Origin of the sequence: Bifidobacterium sp. N5G01 (assembly GCF_002742425.1) — a bacterium.
GTDB lineage: Bacteria > Actinomycetota > Actinomycetes > Actinomycetales > Bifidobacteriaceae > Bifidobacterium > Bifidobacterium hominis.
The window spans coordinates 463,142-488,672 of record NZ_NJNP01000002.1; the positions used below are offsets into that span (position 1 = coordinate 463,142).

13 protein-coding genes and 1 pseudogene are annotated in these 25,531 nt (G+C 57.2%); 8 read left to right on the plus strand and 6 right to left on the minus strand.

Annotation, left to right across the window (positions count from 1 at the left end; translation table 11 throughout):
- Positions 1–20: 20 nt before the first annotated feature.
- The 4 genes from CE168_RS05560 to CE168_RS08930 form a co-directional block, all read right to left on the minus strand.
- Entirely contained in the window at positions 21–7,706 is a 7,686-nt protein-coding gene (locus CE168_RS05560; RefSeq protein ID WP_099571517.1) for an LPXTG cell wall anchor domain-containing protein, read from the minus strand.
- 980 nt (positions 7,707–8,686) lie between these two features.
- Positions 8,687–9,244, minus strand: coding sequence for a GtrA family protein (locus CE168_RS05570; RefSeq protein WP_099571460.1), 558 nt, complete (start codon positions 9,242–9,244; stop codon positions 8,687–8,689).
- Positions 9,237–11,666 (minus strand): beta-glucosidase GluB, encoded by a 2,430-nt coding sequence (gene gluB / locus CE168_RS05575; protein WP_099571461.1) that lies wholly within the window; start codon positions 11,664–11,666, stop codon positions 9,237–9,239. The genes CE168_RS05570 and gluB overlap by 8 nt, the downstream gene beginning before the upstream one ends.
- Before the next feature lie 325 nt (positions 11,667–11,991).
- Positions 11,992–12,399 (minus strand): hypothetical protein, encoded by a 408-nt coding sequence (locus CE168_RS08930; protein WP_143433062.1) that lies wholly within the window; start codon positions 12,397–12,399, stop codon positions 11,992–11,994.
- Between the two features lie 15 nt (positions 12,400–12,414).
- Between CE168_RS08930 and CE168_RS05585 the strand changes: the two genes are divergently transcribed.
- Positions 12,415–14,940 (plus strand): glycoside hydrolase family 31 protein, encoded by a 2,526-nt coding sequence (locus tag CE168_RS05585; protein ID WP_099571463.1) that lies wholly within the window; start codon positions 12,415–12,417, stop codon positions 14,938–14,940.
- Between the two features lie 587 nt (positions 14,941–15,527).
- Positions 15,528–17,369 carry a glycoside hydrolase family 13 protein gene (locus CE168_RS05590; protein WP_099571464.1) on the plus strand — a complete coding sequence of 614 codons (1,842 nt, stop codon included), beginning with the start codon at positions 15,528–15,530 and terminating at the stop codon, positions 17,367–17,369.
- Positions 17,370–17,800: 431 nt separating this feature from the next.
- Here the strand turns inward: CE168_RS05590 and CE168_RS05595 are convergent, their stop codons facing one another.
- Positions 17,801–18,814 carry a LacI family DNA-binding transcriptional regulator gene (locus CE168_RS05595; protein WP_099571465.1) on the minus strand — a complete coding sequence of 338 codons (1,014 nt, stop codon included), beginning with the start codon at positions 18,812–18,814 and terminating at the stop codon, positions 17,801–17,803.
- A 186-nt stretch (positions 18,815–19,000) separates the two neighbouring features.
- Between CE168_RS05595 and CE168_RS05600 the strand changes: the two genes are divergently transcribed.
- The 6 genes and pseudogenes from CE168_RS05600 to CE168_RS09170 form a co-directional block, all read left to right on the plus strand.
- Positions 19,001–20,350 (plus strand): ABC transporter substrate-binding protein, encoded by a 1,350-nt coding sequence (locus CE168_RS05600; protein ID WP_226560252.1) that lies wholly within the window; start codon positions 19,001–19,003, stop codon positions 20,348–20,350.
- 12 nt (positions 20,351–20,362) lie between these two features.
- Positions 20,363–21,217, plus strand: a complete 855-nt coding sequence (locus CE168_RS05605; protein ID WP_039776028.1) for a carbohydrate ABC transporter permease — start codon at positions 20,363–20,365, stop codon at positions 21,215–21,217.
- Positions 21,214–22,050 (plus strand): carbohydrate ABC transporter permease, encoded by an 837-nt coding sequence (locus tag CE168_RS05610; RefSeq protein ID WP_021913073.1) that lies wholly within the window; start codon positions 21,214–21,216, stop codon positions 22,048–22,050. The genes CE168_RS05605 and CE168_RS05610 overlap by 4 nt, the downstream gene beginning before the upstream one ends.
- 6 nt (positions 22,051–22,056) lie before the next feature.
- Complete coding sequence (locus CE168_RS05615) at positions 22,057–22,671, plus strand: YesL family protein (protein WP_099571466.1); 615 nt, start codon at positions 22,057–22,059, stop codon at positions 22,669–22,671.
- A 682-nt stretch (positions 22,672–23,353) separates the two neighbouring features.
- A complete protein-coding gene (locus CE168_RS09165; protein WP_236824342.1) occupies positions 23,354–23,692 on the plus strand; it encodes a hypothetical protein in 339 nt (112 codons plus the stop codon).
- Between the two features lie 7 nt (positions 23,693–23,699).
- A pseudogene (locus CE168_RS09170) lies at positions 23,700–24,626 on the plus strand (IS3 family transposase); the annotation flags it as partial.
- A gap of 167 nt (positions 24,627–24,793) precedes the next feature.
- Here CE168_RS09170 and CE168_RS05625 read toward each other — a convergent pair.
- A complete protein-coding gene (locus CE168_RS05625) occupies positions 24,794–25,495 on the minus strand; it encodes a phosphatase PAP2 family protein (protein ID WP_099571467.1) in 702 nt (233 codons plus the stop codon).
- Positions 25,496–25,531 lie beyond the last annotated feature (36 nt).

The following is a 25,531-nucleotide window of genomic DNA, read 5'->3' on the forward strand; positions in this document are numbered from 1 at the left end:
ACGGTTTGTCTATGTGGTCGTCACGCGGCATGGGCACCTCGCTTTCGTATACGGCTGGAGCCCGAGCTGACCGTGCCGGATTGAACACGTTGATCACGCACGTACCAGACCACGCCAGCTCCCATAAGCAGCAAGCCGAACATCAGGAACCACATCGTGCCCGCGCCTCCCGTATCCGGAAGCAACGCCGCATTGGTAACAATGGCCACGCGTTCCTTGGTGTTGTAGGAGACCGATACTTGGTATCCGCCCTCCGCGGGCTTGATGGTCTTGGTGGTATCGCCGTCCTTATAGGTCACGGCGGTTTCTTCCACGGTGTACGTGTAGTAACGCACGATGTCCTTGCCGTTGGCATCCTGTCCATCCACAAATGCGACCGGCAGTCCTTGAATCACCTTGCGCCAGGTGTTGCTCCAGGAAGAGGCATCGGAGGAGTCTAACGTCACCGTCCATGGATTCTTCTGCGTCACGGTTGTGCAATCCGCGCCGAAGCATTGAATCGTCTGCGGTGTCACCGTATTGCCACTGCCATCGGTATAGTGCGCGGCGATCTTCAGTTCGACTGACTGCGGCCGTTCGAGGTTGCCGTCCTTCCATACCTTCTGGACGGTCAGGTCAATGGTTCGGCAACCGTCCTTGCCGCACGGGTCCTGGCCGTCGTCCGGTTCGGGGGTGAGTCCGCCGTTGTTGTCGGTCACAGTCGCGTCGAGCATGAGCACGACCTTGGCCGGGGACTGGTAGGCATCGAACTTCGTCTTGGTGCTGCTGTCCGTGGAGTCGACCACGGCATCCTTAATGCCGACCCAAGTGGTGCCGGCGTCGCCGGATGCGGAGCTGTGCACAGCGCTGCTGTCGTATGTGTTGACCACGTCGAACAGCTTCACTTCCCAACGATCGAGTCCGGTGTTCAGCGCATCGTCTGCCGTGTTCTTCTGCGAGAAGATCTTGTTGCCGTCCTGTGCGGAGGTGCGGGCCTCACTAGCGTTCGCGGCCGCCTTGCGGTAAATGCGATAGGTGTTGTATGCCTTGTCGCCGTTGCCGTCATCGACCGGTCCGAGGATGTCGCTCATGGTGTTGAAGTCCCATACGGACTTGAGTTTGGTGTTCGAGAACGGGTCGACCAGTCCGCTGGCACCGCGGATCGTGTCGGCGTAGACCATGTGGTCGTCTGCCAGCACGCCCTCGTCGTTCAGTCCGGCGAAGCCGCCCGTGTAGCCTGTGGAAAGATCCTTCACACCGTCGGTATCCTGAGTTGCCCCTCCGCCGAACACGTCATAGCCACTGGCGATGCCCGTTACGGTGGACTGTTCCACGCGAGTACGGTTGCCCTTAATGAGCTGGACGGTCAGGTTGCTGCCCGACCCATCCATATCAATGCCGTCTTTGCTGCAAGGCAGTTTGATGACACTATCGCCGATGGTGACAATCGCCACGTCGGTCTGCTGCTGGTTTTCATCATCAGCCTTGGACAGAGCAACGCTCACCTTCAGTCCGAACAGGTTCACGTACAGCACGTTGCCTTCCGAAAGCACCTTGAGATCGAATACCTTGCCGAAGATGGCCGGGAACCACTTGCCTAAATCGATGACGCCGACCTGTTCCGCCTTGTCGAGGTACAGGAGCTTGACCAGCGCGTTCACCACGTTCAGCAGCAGTCCCACAAGTACAGAGTTGACCTCCGCGTCAACCAAATAGGCACGGCTGGTTTCACCGACGAATCCGCCGGCAATCTCACCGCTAGTGACCTTCTTGAGATTGTCAGACGTGCAGCCCTTCACCCTGGCCAAATCCACGTATCCAACAAAACCGCCTGCGACCTCGCGTCCGGTAGCCTTGTCGGTGGCTTTGCCGTAATTGTCGCCATGGTGTGTGGCGGTGACGGTATAACCGTCCGGGATGCCGGTGACGCGCGAATCGCCAACGTGCGAGCCCCAGATGTCAAGTACGCCGGCCGTGGCACCAAGCAGATTGAGCGCATCCGTGCCGAGTTGTGCATTGTCGACGGCGACCGTGCCGGATTTGCCAAGATGCCCGATGAAGCCGCCCACGTAGTTCACGCCGGTCACACTGTTGAGGTTGGTGACCGCAGACTGCTTCACAGAGCCATTGATCAGCCCACCGCCGAAGCCACCGACCGCACCGGTGTAACGCTTCGAGTCAAGCATGCCCTTTGTGGTGGAATCATGGGCGACAATCTGGATGCCGTCGCTCACACCGTTGACCTGACCGTCATAGATGAAGGTGCGGAATGCTTCGAGCACGCCCACGTTGCCGACCTTGAGCAGTTTGAGCAGCAGGTTGGTATTCTGCTTATCGCCGGCCTCGCCGCCGCCGACGGAAGCGACGCTGGATATATCAGCAAGGCCAAAGAAGCCACCGGCGTATTGCCCGCCTTCAACAGCGCGCAGCCCGTTAACAGTAAGAGAAGCCGGATCATTGTTCGGATCCGCTTCACTGCCGGTGCCTTTGGCGGAATCCTTGTCACCGAGGATCGCGGCCTGCAACGAACCAGCGAAACCGCCGGCGTTCAGGGCATACTTGGTTGTGGTATTACCCTTATCGTCCTTGCTCTCATATGCGCCATTGACCGTGTATCCCCATGCCGGGTCATCCGAGCTCACATGTGCACCGCGAATCGTCGTAACCGTGGCCTGCAATACGCTGACCAGACTTGCCGGGTTCGATACCAGCGAGTCGAGGATTCCTTGCAGGAATCCCTCGGACGCATTGGTGTCCACATCCGCAACCGCACCGGCAGTGGCCACGCCGATAAATCCGCCAACATTGTTGCGCCCTTCCACCTTGCGCAGGTTGGAAACGTTGGCACCGGCAGCGGTAACACCCTCGACAAGCTTCTGGCCGTTCTGGTCGAGATCGCCCCAGATCTGGCCACCGACCGCGAGACCGGCATAGCCTCCGGCATTACCGGTACCGTGCGTGATGTCTTCACCGGTGGCCACGACCTTCATACCCTTGCGGTAGCCGGCCACGCTCGAAGATTTGATGACGGGCACAAATGCCTGTGCCACGTCGAGCATCTGTCCCAAATCAAGTTTGATGCCTTTGTCGCCGAATAGTTGGATAGAGCCGAACGAGGATGCCGAGCCGGATTCCATCGTGCCCGCATAACCGCCTGCCGCACGCATGGCAGAGACGGTCTTGACATCCATCGACTGGCCATCGGTGATCGTGCCGGTGCGCATCAGACCGACGTGTCCGCCGGCGACGCCGGAATCATGCAAGTCCGCGCCCGTCTGATACTCCGCACGACCGGCGACGACGTTGAATCCGAAGATGTAGGATTCGAGGAACTTGTCCAGGGAATCCTGATCAGTAACAGAGCCCGCACCATCGCCCGTAGCCACCTCGGTAAATTCCTTGCCATACGCACCGTACTTGCCGATGTTGTCGACCCACGTCTTCCATTGGTCGTAGCTCATATTGCGCAAAGGACCAGTGACCTTCGAGTGCTCCTCGGTCGGGTAGACCACAGACAGCACGCCAGCGAGATTGCCGGCCTTGATGAGACCGCCAAGCAAGGAGAGCGAACCGCCTTGAGCGGTATCGGCCGCCTCCATGAATCCGGTGTAACCGCCGGCGATTTCGGCACCGTATACGCTGCGGATGCGCGCGGCGTAGGCTACGCGCTGCGGCCCGTTGTATTTGCCGTCGGTATTCTCCTGCTTCCACGCTGCTGTGTTGTTGCCCCAGATATGACCGCCACGATTACGACCTGCATAGCCGCCGGCCATGCCGCGGCGTGTGGTCGTATCCGATGCCGCCTGGGCACGCACCGCGCCGCCGCACACTGCGGCATCGGTCGAGCTGTTGCGAATCGTCGGCACGAAGTCCTGCACGAGCGAGAGCAGGTTGTCGAGGTTGACAAGCTTCTTGAGCACGCTGCCTTCACCAAGCACGTTCGCCACGGCTCCCGGCTGCATGGCGCCCACATAACCACCGGCCGAAACCTGGCCGATGACGTATACGAACTCATGAGAGCTCGAGTCCTGAATATGGCCGCCTTCGATGTCTCCGGCGAAACCACCAGCCATACCCAGTGGATCGGGCTCATTGTTGGCATTCCTATGATCTGCGGTGCTGGCCAGAACGGAGTATCCGCCGATGCCGCCAGTCACATCGGAGTGTTCAATCGTCGAGACGACGACATCCAGCACACTGAGTACATCGTTGAGATTGACGTTCTGGCCGAGCAGGCTCAGGCCACCGCCCACAGCTGCCGCCGAGCCGATGTCCATCTTGCCGATGTAACCGCCGGCGTATCGCGCAGCGGTGACTGCATATGTGCTGTCTTTGCTCAGATAGGTGTCATCGATTGATCCGGCGGTTTCCAGATTCTTCGGTGCCTTGACATCAGTACGGCGCAGTTGGGTCACACTAGAATGGGACACCTGCACACCGGAACCGTATCCGATGTAGCCGCCGGCGGAACCGGATTGCGTATCGGACTGATCAAATCGGGTGGCGGAAACGGTGAAGCCGGGATCATCCGGGTCGGAAATCTTGTTACCGCTAGTTGCCTCCACAGTGGTGGCATCGGAATGCACACCCGCGTAGGAGATGAATGGCACATAGCCCTGCACCACCTGCAACAGGTTGGCGAGATCCACCGTACCGAATTTGCCGAGCAAACTCAGGCCGCCGTTGCCAGCCGAAGCGAGCGCACCGGAGACAACCTTGCCGCCGAAACCACCTGCGTATGCGCCGCCGGTCACATGGTCAAGGTTGACAACGGCCACGGGGTTGGTTTGCACGCGGGACTGTACACCGGCCAGCGTTGAGTCGTTCTTGAGATCGGTTTCGGAGAACTGGTTGACCTTGCCGCTTTGGAAGTTTCCCGCATAGCCGCCCGCAATATCGCCTTCGACATAACCGCCGTTGACATACGTCACGGTGGTATCCGTATAACTTGGAATCAGATACGGTACGGCACCGAGCAGGTCGTTCACGGACAGCAGGCCGCCTTTGATCAGGTCATCCAATACGCTGGAATTTTTTGCGTTGCTGAGCGCGTCGGCGAGGCCGCCGGTGGTGGAGAAGCCCACGAAACCGCCTGCCACACCATCGGACGTGCTGGTATCGGCTGTGGCCGATTTGAGGTTTATCACATGGCTTTCCCGGGTCTTGGTGCTGTTGGCCTGACCATAGAAACCGCCTGCAGCGTAATCGGTCGTTTCGTTGTTCTCGTTCTTGCCGGTTGCCGCAACCGTGAATCCGCCAGAGATGCCGTTCACGTTCGACGCAGTGACTGCAACCGAAGAATATTGGGCAACCGATAGCAGACCGGAAAGCTTGATAAGCCCAAGCACATTGAGACCGCCAGCGCCGATGGCGTCGCCTGGTCCAGAGAAGCCAACAAAACCGCCGGCTTCTCCCTTGGCCGAGACCGTGGCCAGATTGGTAAGGTTCGTGTTGGCCACGTCGCCGCCGGTGGCGCATCCGATGGCACCGCCTGCATAATATGAACCAGCCGTCACTGTCAGGCCGGATGCCGGAGCGGTGACAGACATGTTCTCCACGGTGAACGCGGCAAACTGGTCGAACTTCTTGAGCGTGGCAATATCGCCAATTTTCACCACACTGTTGAGCAACCCAGCTACCGTTGTCGGTTGCAGATTGCCGGCGATGCCACCCGCGTAGGAACCCGTGGCCGTGACCGATTCAAGGCCTTCTATGGTGGTGGAACGCTGCTGTGGGAAGTCACGAAGATTGTTGTACTTCCAGAATGTGAGATTTTGAAGGCGGTTCTGCGAGGAATCACCGATCACCGTACCCGAACCTTCGCCCACAAGGCCGCCCGCGTAATCACCGCCGGCAGCAACTGTGAGGGAACCCTTCATTTGTGTACCGAGAATCACGGAGGGATTCACACCGACGATGGACAGCAGTTCTCCCGCACCACTACCGCTGCCGCTCAGCAATTTGGCCACAGCCTTGGTGAGCTGTTTCAGCAGCGATGCGTTCGCGGCATCGTCCGTGCCGAGTTCCAGGCCCCATCCCACGGAGGCAAATCCGGTGAATCCGCCGGCATGGGATTTATCAGTAGACACGGCAGCCGTGGCTGAAATCGTATTATTGACCGCGTAGGCATTGGCCATCGCGCCGCTAAATCCACCGGCATAGTCCGTGGCAGATACAGTGACCTTGCCATCGCCGTCGACGGTCAGGTTGCTGTTCTCGATGAGGCTCTGCGGACGCAGCGCAGACAGCAAATCAATACCAAGCGAATCGAGCAGACCACCCACGTTGCCGTTGCGGCTTACTCCGGCGAAGCCACCGGCGTATTGCGTTGCCTGCACGGTGAAACCGTTCGTGCTCGTCACCGAGGAGTTCTCGACGATTGCGCCAATCTGCGCACCGACGAAGCCACCGGCCTGCGGATTATTCTTGTTGCCGATCACCACGTTTTCTTTGAACCCGTTCACCGAACTGTTCGAGATGACCGGATTGTAGTAGCCGACCGGAACCAAGGCATTCAGTCCGAGCGTGCCGGACAGCAGCCAATTCACCAGATCGCCAAGCCCCAGGAATGGGATGACGTTCAGGATCTTCGAGAGTACCTTGGTGAGTGCTTCCACAATGCCGGAAACCGCATCATAGCGAGTCGCACCCTCAACATATCCCACGAAACCACCGGTCATACGACTTACGCTGGATACCGAAACATCTGCTACCTCGCAGTCCGTAACCTTGGTGTCCCCGTAGATACGGCCGGCAAATGCGCCAGTGGCGAGATTGGAGGGATTGTCTTTGTGCAGGGTGAGCAGACCTCGAAGATTGAGGTCAAGATTTACTTGTCCGAATGTCAGCAGTTTCAACGCCTTAAGCAGAAGATCCAAAAGTCCACCCACTGCCGAAGTGAGTGCGCTGAGCAAGGTCGGCGGAATATATGACTCGCTTGCCTGATTCGTTACCGACACATCCTGCAGCTTGAGGTTCGACACCACGGCCGTACCGACGCTGCCCAGACTTTTGTTGTTCATCACGGTCTTGTTCGTGATCGAGGCGAAGAAGCCGATGCCCTGCTGCTTGCTGACGTCCAGCTGCTTGCCCGGTTGATTGACTACCACATGGCTGATGACCGGCCGAGCTGCTGTGGTATGCTCCACGCTTGCGCCATCGGTGCCGACAGCCTTCCACAGGCTAGCCACAGCGTCTGCGCTGTTGGAGACCGCACCGAGCATAGTGCCGGAGAACATGAGCGGAGTCCACTCGGTGTTGTTGGTATCTGCCGCGTTCTTGGACAGGTCGATGTCACGGAAGATCAGGTAGTTGGCGTCTGCGGAATAGGTCAGGCCGGTGTTGGCAGCGGAGTAGTCCGTTTGCGTGCCATCAGCACCCACGCCGTAATACTTGGCGCGGGTCCTGTTGACGCTTAACGCCGTGCATGCCAGCAGTGGACTGTCGTGGTCGGAGGCATCAGTATCGCGCAAAATATCTGAATCGGAGAGATCGGCGTCACCGGCGTATTCGGAAGACGGCGTGCCGTCCACCCACTGATAATTGAGGGCTCCTTGCTGCATGCAAGTCTGCGTGACCTTGTTGATGCGGCCAATAACCTTCTTGCCAGAACCAATCGCACGCAGCTGCTGCTCGTTACCAATCAGGATGTAGGTCTTGCCGTTGATCTCCTTGGTGGCCTGACCCTCAAAGTCACGGCCGCCAAGCGCCGTCGCGGCGACCTGCACATCGGCCTTCGCCGGCGATTGATCCGCCTCAGTCGAGGAATCGTTCTTGGCATTTTGAGAAGGTGCCTTAGAAGTATCAGTCGGAGCCTGCGTTTGGGCTCCATCATTAGCGGAATTGCCAGCGGTAGCTTCTGCTGAGTCGTCCGCCTTATTGTCTGTCGCACCATTTGAGGATTCGGAAGAATCACCAGTAGTAGAAGATGAAGGAGATGAATCCTGCTGTGCGTCTTGATTCGTTTCGGAAGGTGTTGGCGCACCGTTTGATGTATTAGCCTCTTCTGACGTCTTATCGTCAACGTTGACATTGCGAGCAGAAGGAGCAGCTACGACAGTATTACCCCCCCCCCACCTCAGAAATTACGGCGTTAGGAGAGCTACTCACATCGTCTATATTCTGAGCATATGCTGCAGGCACCATGCACACGATGGACAAGGAAACAGCAATAACCGAAGCAAGGCAACGCTTCAAAGACAGGCACTGCCGTCCAGATTCCCGTTCTGTTCCTCCGTTAAACCCGCAACGGACGAACTTCAATTCCGAGCTCATTGTTTCCCCTCATAGATTCGCAATCCCCTTTCGGGAGGTTACTGCGTACAACTATACGGAAGAGGTTGACAAAAGAACAAAAAACGTTCATTTGCGGGGGCCGGTTAGCGTATGTCTTTCTGGGCAAAAAGAAAAGCCCCGCAGCTATGCAGGGCTTTTCCAACGAGGTCATGAGAGAGGAAGAGAACGACCCCGTTTAATGGTTTAATGGTTGACGAAGCTTTAGGACCTCGCCAAATCACTCATCATTCCGCACTTTCAAGTTTACGCCAATCTCACTTTCGATTTTACGCCGACAGCACTGCTGACGATTGCATTGCGATATTGAGAAATCACGAGAAAGCAGCAAAAGGTCATAAGAAAACCCGCCCGGGAAAAGGGGGAAGACCGGGCGGGTTGAGGAGAGGAAGAAAGGGAAGTCAGCTATGAAGGGTTACTCGGTGGCCTCCTTGGAGTCCTTGCTCTTCGGCATAACCCAGAACTTGAGCAGCGGGTAGCTCACGATCACGGCAAGCAGGGTGTTGACCACGGAAGCAATGGTGCCGGCGATGCCAGCGCCCATGCCCCAACCCTGGCACAGACTAGTCACGTAGCCCGGCAGCACGAGGTTCACAACCACGATGATCATGGCGAGGATCACATACTTCCAAGCGGCGTCCTTGAAGCTGGAGTCAGACTTGAACACCCACTTCATCTGCACGAAGAAGTTCACCACCTGGGCGAGCACCTCGGCAAGCAGGAAAGTGAGGAAACCGCCCAGACCGTTTCCCTGGGTGTCGTAGTTGAAGATCAGAAAGTGGAACGGCTGAGTCAGGCCCATGCCGCTGATGAAGATGGCGGTGCCAATCCAGGTCACCACGAAACGGGTGATGGTGGAGATGTTTGACAGCACGTTGAACAGGATGAATTCCCAGATGTTCGGGTGATCCTTGATCCACTGGCGGATCGGTCCGACCTTCTTGGCCGGCTGCGTCGCGTTGTTATCAGTCATTGTTCAGCTCCCTTGCAGTGCGCATGTTTGCGGATTGGTTGCGGAAGAAGCCAGCGATAACGCCGCCCAATCCGCGGAAGGTGTGGCCGTTGGCGATTTTGACGATGGCGTCGACCATCGCGGAATCGACCATGCCTTGGGTCATCTTGCTCATGGCTCGCGGAGGCATGTTCAGGATGAAGAGGGTATTAAGGTCCGGAGCACCGGTTTTCTGGCGGATTTTGGCTTCCTGCTTGGTGAGCGTCTTGGCGACGGTACGCGCCACTAGGCCTTTGGAATCCACCCAAGACATGATCGGATCGTTCACATCGAACGTCACCGGCTTTCCCGGAGCCACAACCTCACGACCGAACAGAATGGCCATTTCAGCATCGGTCACTTCCTTGACGTGACCACTGAGGTAATGTCCGAGCGCAACATCTGCGGCAACGGGATCGATATCGCCGGCAACAGTGAGCGGAATCGAAACCGGCAGATGCTCGACATTGTCGCCCACCATCAGCGTCCACTCGCCGGATTCAGTCTTCCATTCGTTGCTGGCAACATCGAAGTGACGGAAGGTATAACGATCGAAATCAATGTGCACGCTCTTGCTTTCATGCGCGGCAAGCGAAATCTTGGCGAAGCCCTTGAGTTCGCGATCGGGGCGCAGCACGCCACCCTGCGGGCCGCGCACATACAGCTGTACAACGGTCGAACCGGCAACGTCGGAATCGTTGCTGACCATCACGTCAACGCCCTTTTCGCCGGCGGTTGCGGCGCTGTAGGTGAACTTGGAATAGCTCAGGCCATAGCCGAACGGGAAGCGCACCGGCACACCGGCGGTCTCGTAATAACGGTAGCCAACGAATGGTCCTTCGCGGTAGATCGCATCGCGACCGATTGCCGGATACCAACCGGAGCTCGGGCAATCCTCGTAACGCACCGGCCAGGTTTCAGCCAAGTGGCCGGATGGATTGACTTCGCCAGTCAGTGCACGTACGGTTGCGGAAGCGCCGGCCTGACCGGACAGGCCCACGTAAAGTACTGCGGCAACATCATCGATCCACGGCAGTTCCACCGGAGAACCGGCAACAAGCACGATCACAATCGGCTTGCCAGTACCCTTCAACGCCTCGACCAAATCGTTCTGCACCTGCGGAATCGCCATGGTGGAACGGTCAAGACCTTCGGATTCGCTACGCTCATCAAGACCGACGACCGCAAGCACCACATCCACATTATCCTTACCGGCCAGGGCTACGGCGTCTTCCACGAGCACGCGATCAGCCTTGCCTTGACGGTCGTAGCCCTGCTCGTAACCGGCAAGCACCAGGCCCTCAACGTTCTTGACTTCCTCAAGAATGTTCTCTTCCTTAGTGGCGTTCACTTTGGAGGAGCCGGATCCCTGATAGCGTGCGGTTGCCGCCATATCGCCGATCACAGCCACACGAGTGCCAGCCTTGAACGGCAAAGTTGCGTTATCGTTCTTCAACAGCACGCTGGAGCTTTCCGCCACCTTGCGTGCCACCTCGTGATGGGCCGCTGCGACTTCGTCCTTGAGCAGATCGTTGCGTCCAACGCCGACCAGCTTGGTCGCTGCGGCGATCTTTGCGACTTCTGCGGCACGAGCGTTGAGGTCGGCTTCAGACAAGGTTCCAGCCTTGACCGCACCTTCCAGCTCACGTACGGAAGTGAAGCCCGGAGACGGCATTTCCAGAGAACCGCCGGCCTTGACTGCTGCGACCGCGGAGTTGGATCCGCCCCAATCGGAGACGACCATGCCGTCAAAGCCCCATTCGTCGCGCAGAATCTCCTGCAGCAAATGCTTGTTTTCGTGCGCGTAGACGCCGTTAATCTCGTTGTAGGAGGTCATAATGGTCAGCGGCTTGGCTTCGCGCACTGCGATTTCGAAACCGGTCAAATACAGTTCGCGCATGGTGCGTTCGTCGACCACGGAGTTGCTGGCCTGACGGCGCAATTCCTGGCTGTTGACGGCGAAATGCTTCGGACATGCGGAGGTGCCGTTGCTCTGAATGCCGCGAATCAGGCCTGCTGCCATGCGTCCGGCGACAATCGGATCTTCGGAGTAGTACTCAAAGTTACGTCCGCACAGTGGGTTGCGCTTGATGTTCAAGCCTGGGCCGAGCAGCACATTCACGTCAAGATCGTGTGCTTCGCTGCCGAGGGCCTCGCCCATCTCTTCAGCGAGCGCCGGATCCCAAGAATTAGCTACGGTTCCTGCGGTCGGGAAGCAGGTGGCCGGCTTGGATGCGCCGATGCCGAGATGGTCACCTTCGCCGAGCTGGCGGCGTACACCGTGGGGGCCGTCACTCATCACGAAGCTGGGGATGTCTGCGCGGGCGTTGCCTCGCGAATCCCATTCGGATCCACCGGAAAGCATTGCGGCCTTTTCAACGACCGAAAGTTCTTCGAGTTCCATTGGCTCTCCCTTGCACTAAGTATGTCGCAAACCCACTTCGTCAGGTCTGTCTTGCTCGGCTTCACTGTGGTTTTTCTTGCGATTTTCCCGCTGCCGCACCGCGCTGCATCGTGCCGTGCCGCACGCAGGTTTTCGCCGCTAGTTTGATTGAACCAGCTTTTGTCACATCACCACTGCCGTATTACACAACCTGTCGTTTTGCTCGCACAATCGGCATATGGGCGCGGTGAAGAGGGTATGCGGTGGCGCAGAACGCGCATAAAATCGCATCGTTCCATTTTGCAATCGATGGCAAGCGTTTCGATATGCGTATATCGTTGCAATTTCAAGCGACTCGCCGATATTGATACCTTTTTGCACAAGCGCTATCTTTCTTAACGAAAGTAAGTTTTGCTGACTTTTCTTCAATGCGGAACATGCTTTGATCACTCAACGCGGAGAGCGATGTTTCGCAGCGCACAGAAAGGATAATGAGATACGCGACCAGCAAAGCAGCGACACGAGCATCGCCTTGGACGCCAATACGGACGTCCAGCAGGAGGCCGATAAACCGGCAGTCAAGTGGAGGTACCTCTTCGGCTTCCTCGCCTGGACCGTGCTTAACGCCATCGTCATCGCACTGTGCGCTGGCGCGTCGGTCTTGACCATCAAGCGCATCAAGTAATTCAAACAGGACCGTACCGTCGCATATGATGACACGGCCCCAATCCAGTTCTCCCGATTTTTCCCACACTCAAAGGAGCCCCACATGGTAGACAGCACACTGTTCTCGCTGGCCACGCTCAACGCCCATCCGGCAATGAATCCGGATTCGGTGATCCAGGGCGATCATTGGCGCATCGGCCTCATCACGGACGCGCTCGTCCGTTTCGAATGGTCCGACAGCGGCCGTTTCGTGGATGACGCCACGCAGATGGCGATGGTCCGTGATTTCGGCGAAAAGCCTGAATTCACCGTCACCGAACGTAATGGCTGGCTGGAAATCGACACCCCGTCGCTGCATATCTCCTACAACCAGCGCAAGTTCTCTCCGGAAGGCCTGTACGCAACCGTCAAGCACGTCAACGCCATCGAAAACACTTGGCATTACGGCGACGTGCAGCGCAGGAACCTCGGCGGCACCTACCGTACGCTCGACGAGGCGAACGGCCGCATCCCCGTCGATCCGGGCGTCAACAGCACCGACGGTTGGGCGATCATCGACGATTCCAAGTCGAACGTCATCCGCGAAACCGCCGAAGTGAACGGCAACCACAACGATTTCGGCACGTGGGTGACCCCGAAGGAAGAGCCGACCACCGACCTGTATCTGTTCGGCTACGGCCACCGCTACCGCGAGGCCGTGCACGCCCTGTACCGCCTGACCGGCCCGACCCCGCTGCTGCCGCGCTTCGTGCTGGGCAACTGGTGGAGCCGCTACCACCGCTATACCGAAACCGAATACCGTCAGCTCGTCGAACGTTTCGAAAAGGAAGGCATCCCGTTCACCACGGCCGTCATCGATATGGACTGGCACCTGGTTGACGACGTCGACCCGAAGTACGGCTCCGGCTGGACCGGCTACACGTGGAACAAGGACTTCTTCCCGGATCCGAAGCGCTTCCTCAACTGGCTGCACGAGCATGGCATGAAGGCCACGCTCAACGTCCACCCGAGGGACGGCGTGCGCGCGTTCGAAGAGCTGTATCCGCAGGTCGCCAAGGCCATGAACATCGATCCGGAAAGCGGCGAGGCCGTGCAGTTCGACCTGACCGATCCGAAGTTCATGGAGGTCTACTTCGACCAGCTCCACCACCCGATGGAGGAAGATGGCGTCGACTTCTGGTGGATTGACTGGCAGCAGGGCGGCCTGACGCGGCAGCCGGGCCTCGACCCGCTGTGGGGCCTGAACCACCTGCATTACCTCGATTCCGCCCGCAACGACGGCAGCGACTACAGCGAACGCAACCCGCGCCCGCTCACCTTCTCGCGTTACGCCGGCCCGGGCTCGCACCGCTACCCGATCGGCTTCTCCGGCGACACCGTCGTGACGTGGGAGTCGCTGAAGTTCCAGCCGGAATTCACCGCCTGCGCTTCCAACATCGGCTACGGCTGGTGGAGCCACGACATCGGCGGCCACATGTTCGGCTACCGTGACGAGGAGCTGGAGGTCCGCTGGTACCAGCTGGGCGCGTTCAGCCCGATCAACCGTCTGCACTCCACCGATTCGCCGTTCAACGGCAAGGAGCCGTGGAACTTCCACGGCGATGCGGAACGTGCGATGACGTCCGCGCTGCGCCTGCGCCATGCGATGATCCCGTACCTGTACACGATGAACCGTCGCGCCGCATTCGACAACGAGCCGCTCGTGCAGCCGCTGTACTGGGACTATCCGGAAATCGAAGCCGCATACAAGCTCACCGACGAATTCCGTTTCGGCACCGAGCTGCTGGTCGCGCCGATCGTCGATCCAGCCGAGCGTTCCGTGCAGCGTGCGAAGGCCGACGTGTGGCTGCCGCAGGGCGAATGGTTCGATTTCTTCGACGGTCGCCATTACACGTCTCGTCCGGCCGAAGGCCGCCGTCTGGAGGCTTGGCGCGATCTCGACCGCATGCCGGTGTTCGCCAAGCCCGGCGCGATCGTGCCGCTGCAGATTCCCGCCGAGGGTGAGGCGCTCAACTCCGTGGCCAACCCGCGCGCACTGCAGGTAGTGGTGTTCCCGGGTGCCGAAAACAGCTTCACGCTGTGGGAGGATGACGGTGCCGCACAGAGCAAGGATCGTTGGGCATCCACCGAAATGGCGCTGCGTTTTGAGGGCGATTCCGCACAGTTCTCGATCGCCCCTGCGGAAGGTGCGACGGACGTCATTCCGGCTTCCCGCGATTGGACGGTCACGTTCCGTGGCATCGCTCCGGAAGCGATGCACGCCGTCCGCGCGACCGTCGACGGCTCTGCCGCCGCTCCGGAAGTCGCGTACGATGCGGAAACGCTGAGCCTGACCGTCACGCTGCGTGACGTGCCGACGAGCTCCGCAATCGCCATCGATTTCGCCGACGGTCTTGCCGTTGCGGACGATCCGGTTGAAGCCGACGCGTTCGCCGTGCTGAAGGATGCGCAGATGCTGTACATGACCAAGGAGCTCGCATACCGCGCGATCCGCGAGCTGGGCAAGGATGCGCTGCCGGCACTGAGCACGCTGGAGGATCTGCACGGCGTTGGCGCGCAGACCAAACACCAGTCCCACATGCCGCAGCCGGTCATCCAGGCCCTGGCCGAAGTGCTGACCCGCAACTGACCTCATCGCAATAATTCAAAATAAAACGCGTGCGCGTCCGGATGGTTTCCGCCCGGACGCACACGCGTTTTGTTTTATGTACGAAATTAGTATGACTCGACATTCCGCATAGATTCGAAGAAGAATCAATGACACGCCCATCGCAAATGCGATAATTCCATAATCACAACAGGCATGTTGCAGCTTCTCTCGCTTGAGAAAGGTAAAGCATTAAAACCCTAAAGTGTATACGTTTACAAATAACAATCTAGATATTGACTTTGAGACTTATATACTATAATGTTATCGTATACATGATAGCTTTATGAGCTACTCACTTCGACGAAGAAAGAAAGGAGCAAATATGCAGAACGGGGATTTTCGCTAAACCGGCTGCAGCGCCAATGATGTACGTCCAATTACTTCAGCCAGTACAACGCAGCAACATCTACAGCAGGTAACCCCGTCTGCCACCTAGCTGTTAAGGCAACGGTGCCTATGTATGCCATCGCAGCACATTTCAACAGCAATCATGAGAGGTGCTGCCCATAGATGAACAACACCTCTCATACAAACTGCATCTAGCAACGTCAAAGAAGAAGGCTTTCATGACTGATTTCAATCGTTCCAAGCTTCCCGACAGCGTCCGTTCGAACGGCGCGACCCCGAATCCGTGGTGGGCGAACGCGGTGGTCTACCAGATCTACCCGCGTTCCTTCCAGGATTCCAACGGCGACGGCATCGGCGACCTGAAGGGCATCACCAGCCGTCTCGACTACCTCTCCGACCTCGGCGTGGACGTGCTGTGGCTGTCCCCGGTGTACAGGTCCCCGCAGGACGACAACGGCTACGACATCTCCGACTACCAGGACATCGACCCGCTGTTCGGCACCTTGGAGGACATGGACGAGCTTCTCGACGAGGCGCACAAGCGCGGCCTGAGGATCGTGATGGACCTGGTCGTCAACCACACGTCCGACGAGCACGCCTGGTTCCAGGCCTCCCGCGACAAGGACGACCCGCACGCCGACTGGTACTGGTGGCGTCCCGCCAGGCCGGGCCACGAGCCGGGCACCCCGGGCGCCGAGCCGAACCAGTGGGGCTCCTACTTCGGCGGCTCCGCATGGGAGTACGATCCGAAGCGCGGCGAATACTATTTCCACCAATTCTCTAAGAAGCAGCCGGATTTGAATTGGGAGAATCCGGAGGTGCGCAAGGCCGTCTACAAGATGATGAACTGGTGGATGGACCGCGGCATCGACGGCTTCCGCATGGACGTCATCACCCTCATTTCGAAGAAGGTCGACAAGAACGGACGTCTGCCGGGTGAGGAAGGTTCCGAAATCGCCGATCTGCCGGTCGGAGAGGAAGGGTATTCGAATCCGAACCCGTTCTGCGCGGACGGCCCAAGGCAGGACGAGTTTCTTGCCGAAATGCGTCACGAGGTCTTCGACGGTCGCGAAGGGTTCCTGACTGTAGGCGAGGCTCCGGGCATCACCCCAGCTCGCAACGAGCACATCACTGACCCAGAAAACGGCGAACTAGACATGCTGTTCCTGTTTGAGCATCTGGATGCCGATTGCGAGGACAATACCAAGTGGAAGCCGACCAAGCTCGAACTCCCCAAGCTGAAGGAGATTCTCAACGGCCAACAGAATGCGGTATCCAAAGCCGGCTGGGCCAGCCTGTTCTTCGATAACCATGACCAGCCACGCATCGTCTCCCGCTGGGGCGACGACTCCACCAAGGAGACTCGCGAGGCATCGGCGAAGGCGCTTGCCCTGCTGCTGCACATGCACCGCGGCACCCCGTACATCTACGAAGGCGAGGAACTGGGCATGACCAATGCCCACTTCACCGAACTCGACCAGTACCGCGACCTCGAATCCCTAAACGCCTACAGGCAGAGAGTTATCGAAACCGGAGTGCAGGACTGCAAATCCATGATGCATGGAATCGCAGAACGCAGCCGAGACAACGCGCGTACGCCGATGCAGTGGGACGGCTCCAAGTACGCCGGCTTCACCGCGCCGGACGCAGCCACCGAACCGTGGATCAGCGTCAACCCGAACCACGTGGAAATCAACGCCGCAGCGCAATGCGATGACCCGGAATCCGTGCACGCTTTCTATAAGCAACTCATAGATCTAAGGCACAGGAATCCAGTCGTGGCCGCAGGAGATTTCCGGCTACTGGACGCGTCAGATCGACAGGTGTATTCGTTTGTCCGCGCTCTTTCGTCCAAGGACGGGCAGGTCGCTAAACGACTTCTCGTCATGGTCAATGTCTCGGGAGAGATTGCACGTATTCCGTCGGAAACAGCGGCCTTGCTTCCCCTCGATGTCGACGAATCCCATATCGTCATAACAACGCACGATTCAGCTCACACCAAACTTTCGCTTACGAAGCGTGAACTGGCTCCATGGGAGGGAGTGGCGATCGAACTTTAATTACCATGCTTAGCATGTAACGTTTCACTCATCATAAGTGGACAGATGGCGGGCAAAATTCCATTCCCCTCAACCCGCCATAGCCCTTCCGACAAACGGTATCAATAACCGGAAATCGGAACGTGCTCTCATCCTGGTGACATGGATTTGGTTTCCTTCTCTTTCCCAAGTCCTCGCCACCAGGATGTTTTTCTTTAGGAACAACAAAGGGTCAGCCCCATCTGCGAGGCAAGACATTCGCCAATCAAGAATAGGGGAACCGCAACTACGAGCCTTCTCAAAATTCAGATGCTCTTCCCTTGCTTTTATGCATCCTGCATATTCTCCTAAGCATCGACAAAATCAGGAGCATATACGCATAGGACGCACATCCGAGCAGAGAATTTCGCCGTCACATACCCATATGGCATCTCATGACTTCTCCATCAGACTTATGACAGAGGAGCAGTTGAAGCCCTCAATGCAAGATATGTATCCAAAACCCTATTCTGAACTTCAGGCTGTTGTCCACGGATAAGATCCAACACCAGACGCCCTGCCTCAGCACCAAGAAAATCCACTTCCTGATGAACGGTGGTGAGATTGAATTGCTTTGCATAGGTGCTGTCATCAAAACCGACAAGCGACATGTCCTGAGGAACTTTAATACCGCTCCGCATCAGCTTGAATAACAGCGGAATGGCCATCCCATCACTCAAACAACAGACTGCCGTAGGCCGCGGCGAGCATGTCAGCAATTGCGATATCGCGTAATTCTCCGGTTCATCAACTTCACGTGGCACATGAATCAACAAAGGCTCAATGGATTCGCCAACGTCATGGCATGCACGCAGGAAGGCATCGGAACGTAAATCAGCGCTATACGGCAAGGGTGCATGCTTCAATTCGGAACATACAAAACAAACTCTGTGGTGTCCAAGATCATGCAGATGCTTAACAACCAAGCGCATACTGGCATATTCATCAATGCCGATGGTGGCGCTAAAACCCTGTGTAACAGGCACATTGATACCAATCAACGGTATATCAAGACGTCTAAGATCCTCGATTTCCATCACGTCTACACCGAACGACGAGACGACCACGGCATCAACGTTGTGCCGCAATGGAATCTCCTCAAACAGTTGCCGACGATTGGTTACATCGGGAATGTAATACGTACAAATGTCATAGCCCTCCGGCTGCAACACATCATTCAACGCCCCACAAATGTGAGAGTTAAACCAAGTGGTCACCGGCTCGCTAATCAGCACGGCAATACGGAACGATTGTTGTGATTTCAACGCCGAAGCGGAACGCGAGATAGTGAATCCAAGCTCCTGTGCCGCAGTCATAACCTTTTCACGCGTTTCCTGCAACACCTTGTCAGGATGAGCGAATGTTCTCGAAACAGTGGCCGTCGACACGCCGGCTTTATTCGCGACATCTTGCGTCGTGGGCTTCAAATTGATGCCTCATTTCTGTTGTTTTTCAAAGGATAACACCTGTGTTCTCCAAGAAGGGGTTTCTCCGATGAACTCGTATACATCTAAAACCAGTATACATTATTTGACGGTTGGAAAACTTGATGATATCGTATACATTGTTCCCGCAAATCGAAGTAGATCACAGGGAACAAAGGAGGATTGAAAATGAAAAACAAGCAATGGATGCTTCGTGCAGTCGGCGTGATTTCTGCTCTTGCTTTGGGCCTCGGCGGACTTGCCGCATGCGGCAACAGTTCCTCGGCGGAAAGCAAGAACGGACGCGTCTACTATCTCAACAAGAAAGCCGAAGAGCAGTCGACATGGGTTAAGCTCGGCAAGGCATTCGAGAAGGAAACCGGCATTCCGGTTCAGATTCAGACCGGCGGCACCGATTACGATGCGACGTTGCGTTCGGAGCTTTCCAAGAAGGCCGCTCCTACGATGTTCCAGGCTGATGGCCCGAGCTTCATGAGCAGCTTCAAGAAGTACGCCAAGGATTTGTCCAACAGCGACATCTACAAGCAGCTTGACAAGAATTACAAGAATCGTGTGCTGACCAACGATGAGGGCAAGCCAATCGCCATTCCTTACGCAACCGAAAGCTATGGCATCATCTACAACAAGTCTTTGCTCAAGAAGTATTTCGACGCCAGCTGGTCAACGGTGAAGTCCGCCGAAGACATCAACAACTTCAAGGCGTTGAAGACCGTCGCGGACGAGATTCAAGCGCACAAGGACGAAATTGGCGTCAAGGGAGCGTTCAGCTCCGCAGGTCTCGACACCAGCTCAGCTTTCCGCTATAACTTCCATCTCCCCAGCGTGCCGCTGTACTACGAATACGCCGATGACGGTGTCGACATGACCAAGGTTCCGTCCAGCGTCAAGGGCACCTATGTCAAGAAGATGAAGAACATCTTCGATCTGTACATTAAGGATTCCACGGTCGAGCCCAGCTCCTTGTCCGGTAAGACCATGGATGATTCAATCGCCGAATTCGCCACAGGCCAGGCCGTGTTCTTCCAGGATGGCGTGTGGGCCTACAACCAGATCAAGGGTCAATCCGTGTCTGACAACGATCTGGGAGTGTTCCCCATCTACATTGGCGCCAAGGGCGAAGAGAACCAGGGTCTGAATCAGGTGATCAGCAATTACTGGTGCGTGAACTCCAAGGTCTCCGAAAAGGATCAGCAAGCCACTGAAAAGTTCCTGAGCTGGCTAGTCACTTCCGATACCGCGCTTAAGGCCATCTCCCAGGACATGGGACTGGTGTCTCCGTTCAAGGGCTTCGACAACGAGAAGTACCAAGTTACCAATCCGCTGGTGGGCGTCAATCGTGAATACCAGAAGGCCGGAAAGACCGATGTAATCAGCGTTCCTACCGTTTCTCACCAGTGGGAGCAGAATCTCGGTTCCGCAGAGCTTAACTACGCTCAGGGCAATGGCAGCTGGGATGATGTTGTCAAGGTATTCACCAATGACTGGGCCAGCGAATACAAGCTTGCTTACGGCGAGTGAGGAAACCCTGTCATGATCACTATGACCGGTCGGGCCATCAGGCGCTGGTGGCCCCTGTTTGTACTACCGACATGCTTCGCTTTCGCCCTCGGCTTCGTAGTGCCGCTGGTGATGGGTATCTATCTCAGCTTCACCGAATTCACCACGATCACCGATGCCGAATTCGTAGGCTTGAAAAATTATGTCAGAGCATTCCAGGATCCCGACTTCCTGCATGCGCTGCTGTTCACTCTGGCCTTCACCATCGTCACCACCATATTGATCAATGTCGCCGCATTCTTCGTCGCTTATATGTTCACGAAGGCGATGCGCGGTGCGAAACTGTTCCGTTCGGTGTTCTTTATGCCTAACCTCATCGGCGGCATCGTGCTGGGCTATATCTGGCAGCTGCTGTTGAACGGCGTTCTGGCCCACTGGAACATCTCGCTGACATATCACGCCAAATACGGATTCATCGGCATGGTAATCCTAGTTTGTTGGCAACAAATCGGCTACATGATGGTGATTTACATCGCCGGACTGCAAAACGTTCCTGGCGACGTGATAGAGGCCGCTTCCGTGGATGGTGCCACTCCGAAACAGATTCTATGGAGCATCACCATTCCGCTGATGATGCCAAGCATCACCGTCTGCTCGTTCCTTACCGTGACCGGTGGATTCAAGCTCTTCGATCAGAACCTCGCTCTGACCAACGGCGCTCCGAGTAACACCTCGGAAATGCTGGCCTTGAATATCTACCGCACGTTCTACGGACGAGCCGGATTCGAGGGCGTAGGCCAGGCAAAGGCAGTGATGTTCTTCGTCCTCGTTGCCCTGATTGCCATCATCCAGAACAAACTCACCACCAGTAAGGAGGTCCAAGCATGAACCAGCGCATCAAGCACGGCCCATTCTGGACCGGACTGTTCTCGGTCATTTCTTTGGCGTGGTTGTTCCCGCTTGCTCTAGTGCTGATTAATTCCTTCAAAAAGAAGGTCTACATCTCCGCGGACACCTTCTCCTTGCCAACTGGTAAGGAATTTGCGGGACTCTTCAACTACAAGGATGGCATCGAGAAGACCAACTTCATTGCCAGCTTTGGGTGGAGCCTTGTCATTACGGTCGGTGCAGTGCTTCTCATCCTCCTTTGCACCTCGATGTGCGCTTGGTGGATTGTGCGAGTGAACAACGTCGCATCGAAAATCATCTACGTGTTGTTCCTGTTGAACATGATTGTTCCATTCCAGATGGTGATGTTCCCTCTGTCGAAGATGGCTGACATGCTTGGCCTGAACACCCCATGGGGCGTCTGCCTTGTGTATCTGGGATTCGGCGCAGGACTTCCCGTATTCATCTTCACAGGTACGATCAAATCCATTCCGCAGGAAATCGAAGAATCCGCAATGATTGATGGCGCCGGAGCGGTGCGTACATTCTTCACCATCGTTGTGCCGATGATGCGCTCGTCGATTATCACCGTGGCGATTCTGCAGACCATGTGGATTTGGAATGACTACCTGCTGCCGTATCTGACCTTGGATCTGCAAAGGTTCAAGACCATTCCAATCGTGATCCAGTATCTGCGTGGAGGCTACGGCAGTATCGATATGGGCGCCCTGATGGCATGCCTGGTGCTGGCGATTATTCCAATCGTCATCTTCTTCGCACTATGCCAGAAGTACATCATCCAAGGCATCACCGCCGGTGCGGTGAAGGGCTGATCCAATATGAACACAGTGTTCGCTAAGGACTCTGTTTTCATGCGAGGCCTTGATATGGTGGCCAACGCCGCGGTACTCACTCTACTTACAGCAGTGTGCAGCATCCCGTTGGTCACCATTGGGGCCGCGCTATCGGCTTCCTACGAAGCTGCTTGGGCGGCAAAAGAAGGTCGAGGATACCTGCTTCGCACATATTTCTCGGCATTTAAAAGAAACTTCCCAGTTGCAACGGCCATATGGTCAGTGCTCGCCGCAACTGGATTGATGCTCATTGCTTTATGGCTTTTCACTACCAGCATGGCTGCGATGATAGTGAAAATCATGCTAACGCTGCTATGGCTCATCATCATGGTCTGGGCTTGGCCGTTAACGGCACGCTTCGAAAACTCAGTGATGGCTACTTTACGCAACGCGCTACTGTTCGGTGGCACATCGCCGTTTACGACTTTGGTTGCTCTTATCATTCCAGCCATCGCAATCGGACTAACAGTGGCCAGTCTGCAATGGCTTCCCAAAGGATTGTATCTATTGCTGATACTGGGCTTCGGCATAGTGGTACAACTGCAAATACCACTGTTCGAACATGCACTAAAACCCTATGTAAATAAGGTGGCCGCATAGCAGCAAGCAAGTTTCCAAGCTTTTGAGCAAATACAATAAAGCTCAATCTTTCGGGCGGTAGCAGTGCTACCGCCCATTTACGTTTTCATTCGCATTTCGTATGAACCGCATGACACTTTTCTCTTTAAGGCATCGAGATGGTGACGTTTTCTTGGACTTCCCGACCGGGAGGAGAACCCCCTTATGGCGAAGTGCAGCAGGGAGCAGCGTGACAGGGCCGTGGACCTGTACGTCAGATACGAGCGCTACGCCGCGGACGTGATCCGCGAGCTCGGCTATCCCAGCAGAGGGATGCTGCCGGTGTGGTACCGGGAACGCCTCGAGGAGGAACGCACCGGCGTCCCCTCCAGGCGCGGCGAACGCTACAGGCGCTACACGGACGAGCAGAAGCGGGCCGCGGTGGACCATTACCTCGGACACGGCAGGCGTCTGAAACGCACCATGCGCGCGCTCGGCTATCCGAAAAGCCATGAGCTGCTCACCGCGTGGATCGACGAGCTCGCTCCCGGCCGACGCAAGCTGAGGCACGGCCCGGTTCCCGAGGAATTGAAGCGGAAGGCGGTGGTCGCGGCCGCGTCCGGAAGGTCGGAATCACGCGATGCCGCCGCCGGACTGGGCGTGGAGGCGTCCGTCGTCGGGAAACTGGAAACGGCAGATGCTCGCCGGATCCAAGGAGACGCACGTGACGAAGACACCTGGAGAGAAGCCCCCGACGGCCGGGGAAGGGAAAACCAGCGTGGAGCCCTCTACGCCGGCGGCCATGCCGCCGACCGCCGGCCCGCGGGACGCGGCCGGCCTGGCGGACGCGGTGGCGGCGCTGGAGAAGAGGCTGGCGGAGACGCGGACCCGTCTGGACGAGTTGGACGCCGATGTCGAGCGGCAGCGGCGGGAGAAGAGGGAACTGGACATCGAGATCGCGATCCGGAAGGGCACGTTGGAGCTGTTGGGAAAAGAGCCGGGCGCAGACCCGAAAAAGCCCGGCCAGCCGAGAGAAGGCCGTCCTCGTCAAACAGACCAGTGAGAGGCTCGGCGTGACCGCCGGAAGCCTGCTGCCCGTGGTCGGCATCGCGCGCGGCACGTACCATTACCAGCTCAACGCCATGAAACGTCCCGACAAGGACTCCGGTCTACTGGAGCTCGTGCGCGAGGCGTTCGAGAACAGCAAGCGCGGGTACGGGTACAAGCGGGTCCACCTGGAGCCGGAAAGCATGGGCGTCAGGGTATCGGCGAAACGGGTCATGCGGCTGACGGCCAGGCATGGCCTGGCGCCCCTGTTCAAGAGCGCGAAGCGGTACGGCTCATACAAGGGCGAGCCCGCCAAGGCGCCGAAGAATCTGGCGGACAGGGATTTCCACGCCGAGCGTCCGAACCGGCTGTGGATCACGGACCCGGCCGGGTTCTCGATTCCCGCGGGCAAGGCCTATCTGTCGCCCGTGATCGACTGCCACGACGGGCTTCCCGTCGCGTGGACGATCGGCACCAGCCCGAACGCGGCATTGGCCAACGGCATGCTCGCCGACGCGTGCTCCACGCTCAGGGACGGGGAGAAGCCGATCATCCATTCCGACCGTGGCTGCCGCTACCGGTGGCCCGAGTGGATCCGCATCTGCAAGGAGCATGGTCTGACGCGTTCGATGAGCGCGAAAGGCTGTTCTCCGGACAACGCGGCCGCGGAGGGGTTCTTCGGCCGTCTCAAGCAGGAGTTCTTCCATAAGCGGAGCTTCGCGGGCGTTGCCTCGCGAATCCCATTCGGACCCACCGGAAAGCATTGCAGCCTTTTCAACGACCGAAAGTTCTTCGAGTTCCATTGGCTCTCCCTTGCACTAAGTATGTCGCAAACCCACTTCGTCAGGTCTGTCTTGCTCGGCTTCACTGTGGTTTTTCTTGCGATTTTCCCGCTGCCGCACCGCGCTGCATCGTGCCGTGCCGCACGCAGGTTTTCGCCGCTAGTTTGATTGAACCAGCTTTTGTCACACCACCACTGCCGTATTACACAACCTGCCGTTTTGCACGCACAATCGGATATCCCCAAACTGATTTCAGAATCAAAGGAACTCACATGGCAGATAGCACTCTGTTTGGAATTGGCATCTGATCGACGACGTCGACCCAGCGCACGATTTTACCGCTCCCCCGCGCTTTCGCATGCGTTCCATACACACCACACGGCGTAGGAAATGAGTGGGCAGATGGTGGCGGAAATAATCACGTCGGTCGGATAGTGCAAGCCGAGCAGCAATCGCGAACAGGCGACCGCCACGACAAGCGCGACAGCGCCGATGATCGTCCTGCGGAGAAACACCCGTCTTCTGTTTGCACGCCCGTCATCTTCTCCGTCGGGGAAGCATTTGCGCGCGAAATTACGCACGGTAAGAATCATCATGACCGATACGATCACCGCGGCTGCCGTGTGACCACTCGGAAAACTTGGATCGCCCGGCAACAGACCATTGCCGACAGACGTGATCGGACGGGGGCGTTCGACCAGCCATTTGACGCCGGTCACGTACAGTATCGGCGCCACCGACACGGCGACATCGCGGATGACGACGCGCCTGCTGCCGGTAATACGCAAATCGACAGCGGCGAGCGCGGCGACGATTGCGATGCAGCCTACCGTTGAAAACAAGTACGCAAGTATCGTGGAGCAGTCGCGCAACCCTTCTGGCAGCGCCGCTAAAGCCTGCAAAATATTGGTTTCACGCATTGTTGCGATTGCAGAATCGCGCAGCGCGACGCCAATCATAGGCACAATGCCGCACAATATGGCGGTTGCGATTACCACAGCCGCCGTCCTCACGATACTTCCGTTCTTCATATGCATAATTCCAGTTAAGCACAGTTCACTGTGCCGTCGCCA

Coding starts and splice junctions, on each gene's coding strand:
- CE168_RS05570 (WP_099571460.1), bottom strand. CDS start 9,244: ATGACTGATAACAACGCGACGCAGCCGGCCAAGAAGGTCGGACCGATC.
- CE168_RS05615 (WP_099571466.1), top strand. CDS start 22,057: ATGAACACAGTGTTCGCTAAGGACTCTGTTTTCATGCGAGGCCTTGAT.
- CE168_RS05600 (WP_226560252.1), top strand. CDS start 19,001: ATGAAAAACAAGCAATGGATGCTTCGTGCAGTCGGCGTGATTTCTGCT.
- gluB (WP_099571461.1), bottom strand. CDS start 11,666: ATGGAACTCGAAGAACTTTCGGTCGTTGAAAAGGCCGCAATGCTTTCC.
- CE168_RS05590 (WP_099571464.1), top strand. CDS start 15,528: ATGACTGATTTCAATCGTTCCAAGCTTCCCGACAGCGTCCGTTCGAAC.
- CE168_RS05585 (WP_099571463.1), top strand. CDS start 12,415: ATGGTAGACAGCACACTGTTCTCGCTGGCCACGCTCAACGCCCATCCG.
- CE168_RS05625 (WP_099571467.1), bottom strand. CDS start 25,495: ATGCATATGAAGAACGGAAGTATCGTGAGGACGGCGGCTGTGGTAATC.
- CE168_RS05605 (WP_039776028.1), top strand. CDS start 20,363: ATGATCACTATGACCGGTCGGGCCATCAGGCGCTGGTGGCCCCTGTTT.
- CE168_RS05610 (WP_021913073.1), top strand. CDS start 21,214: ATGAACCAGCGCATCAAGCACGGCCCATTCTGGACCGGACTGTTCTCG.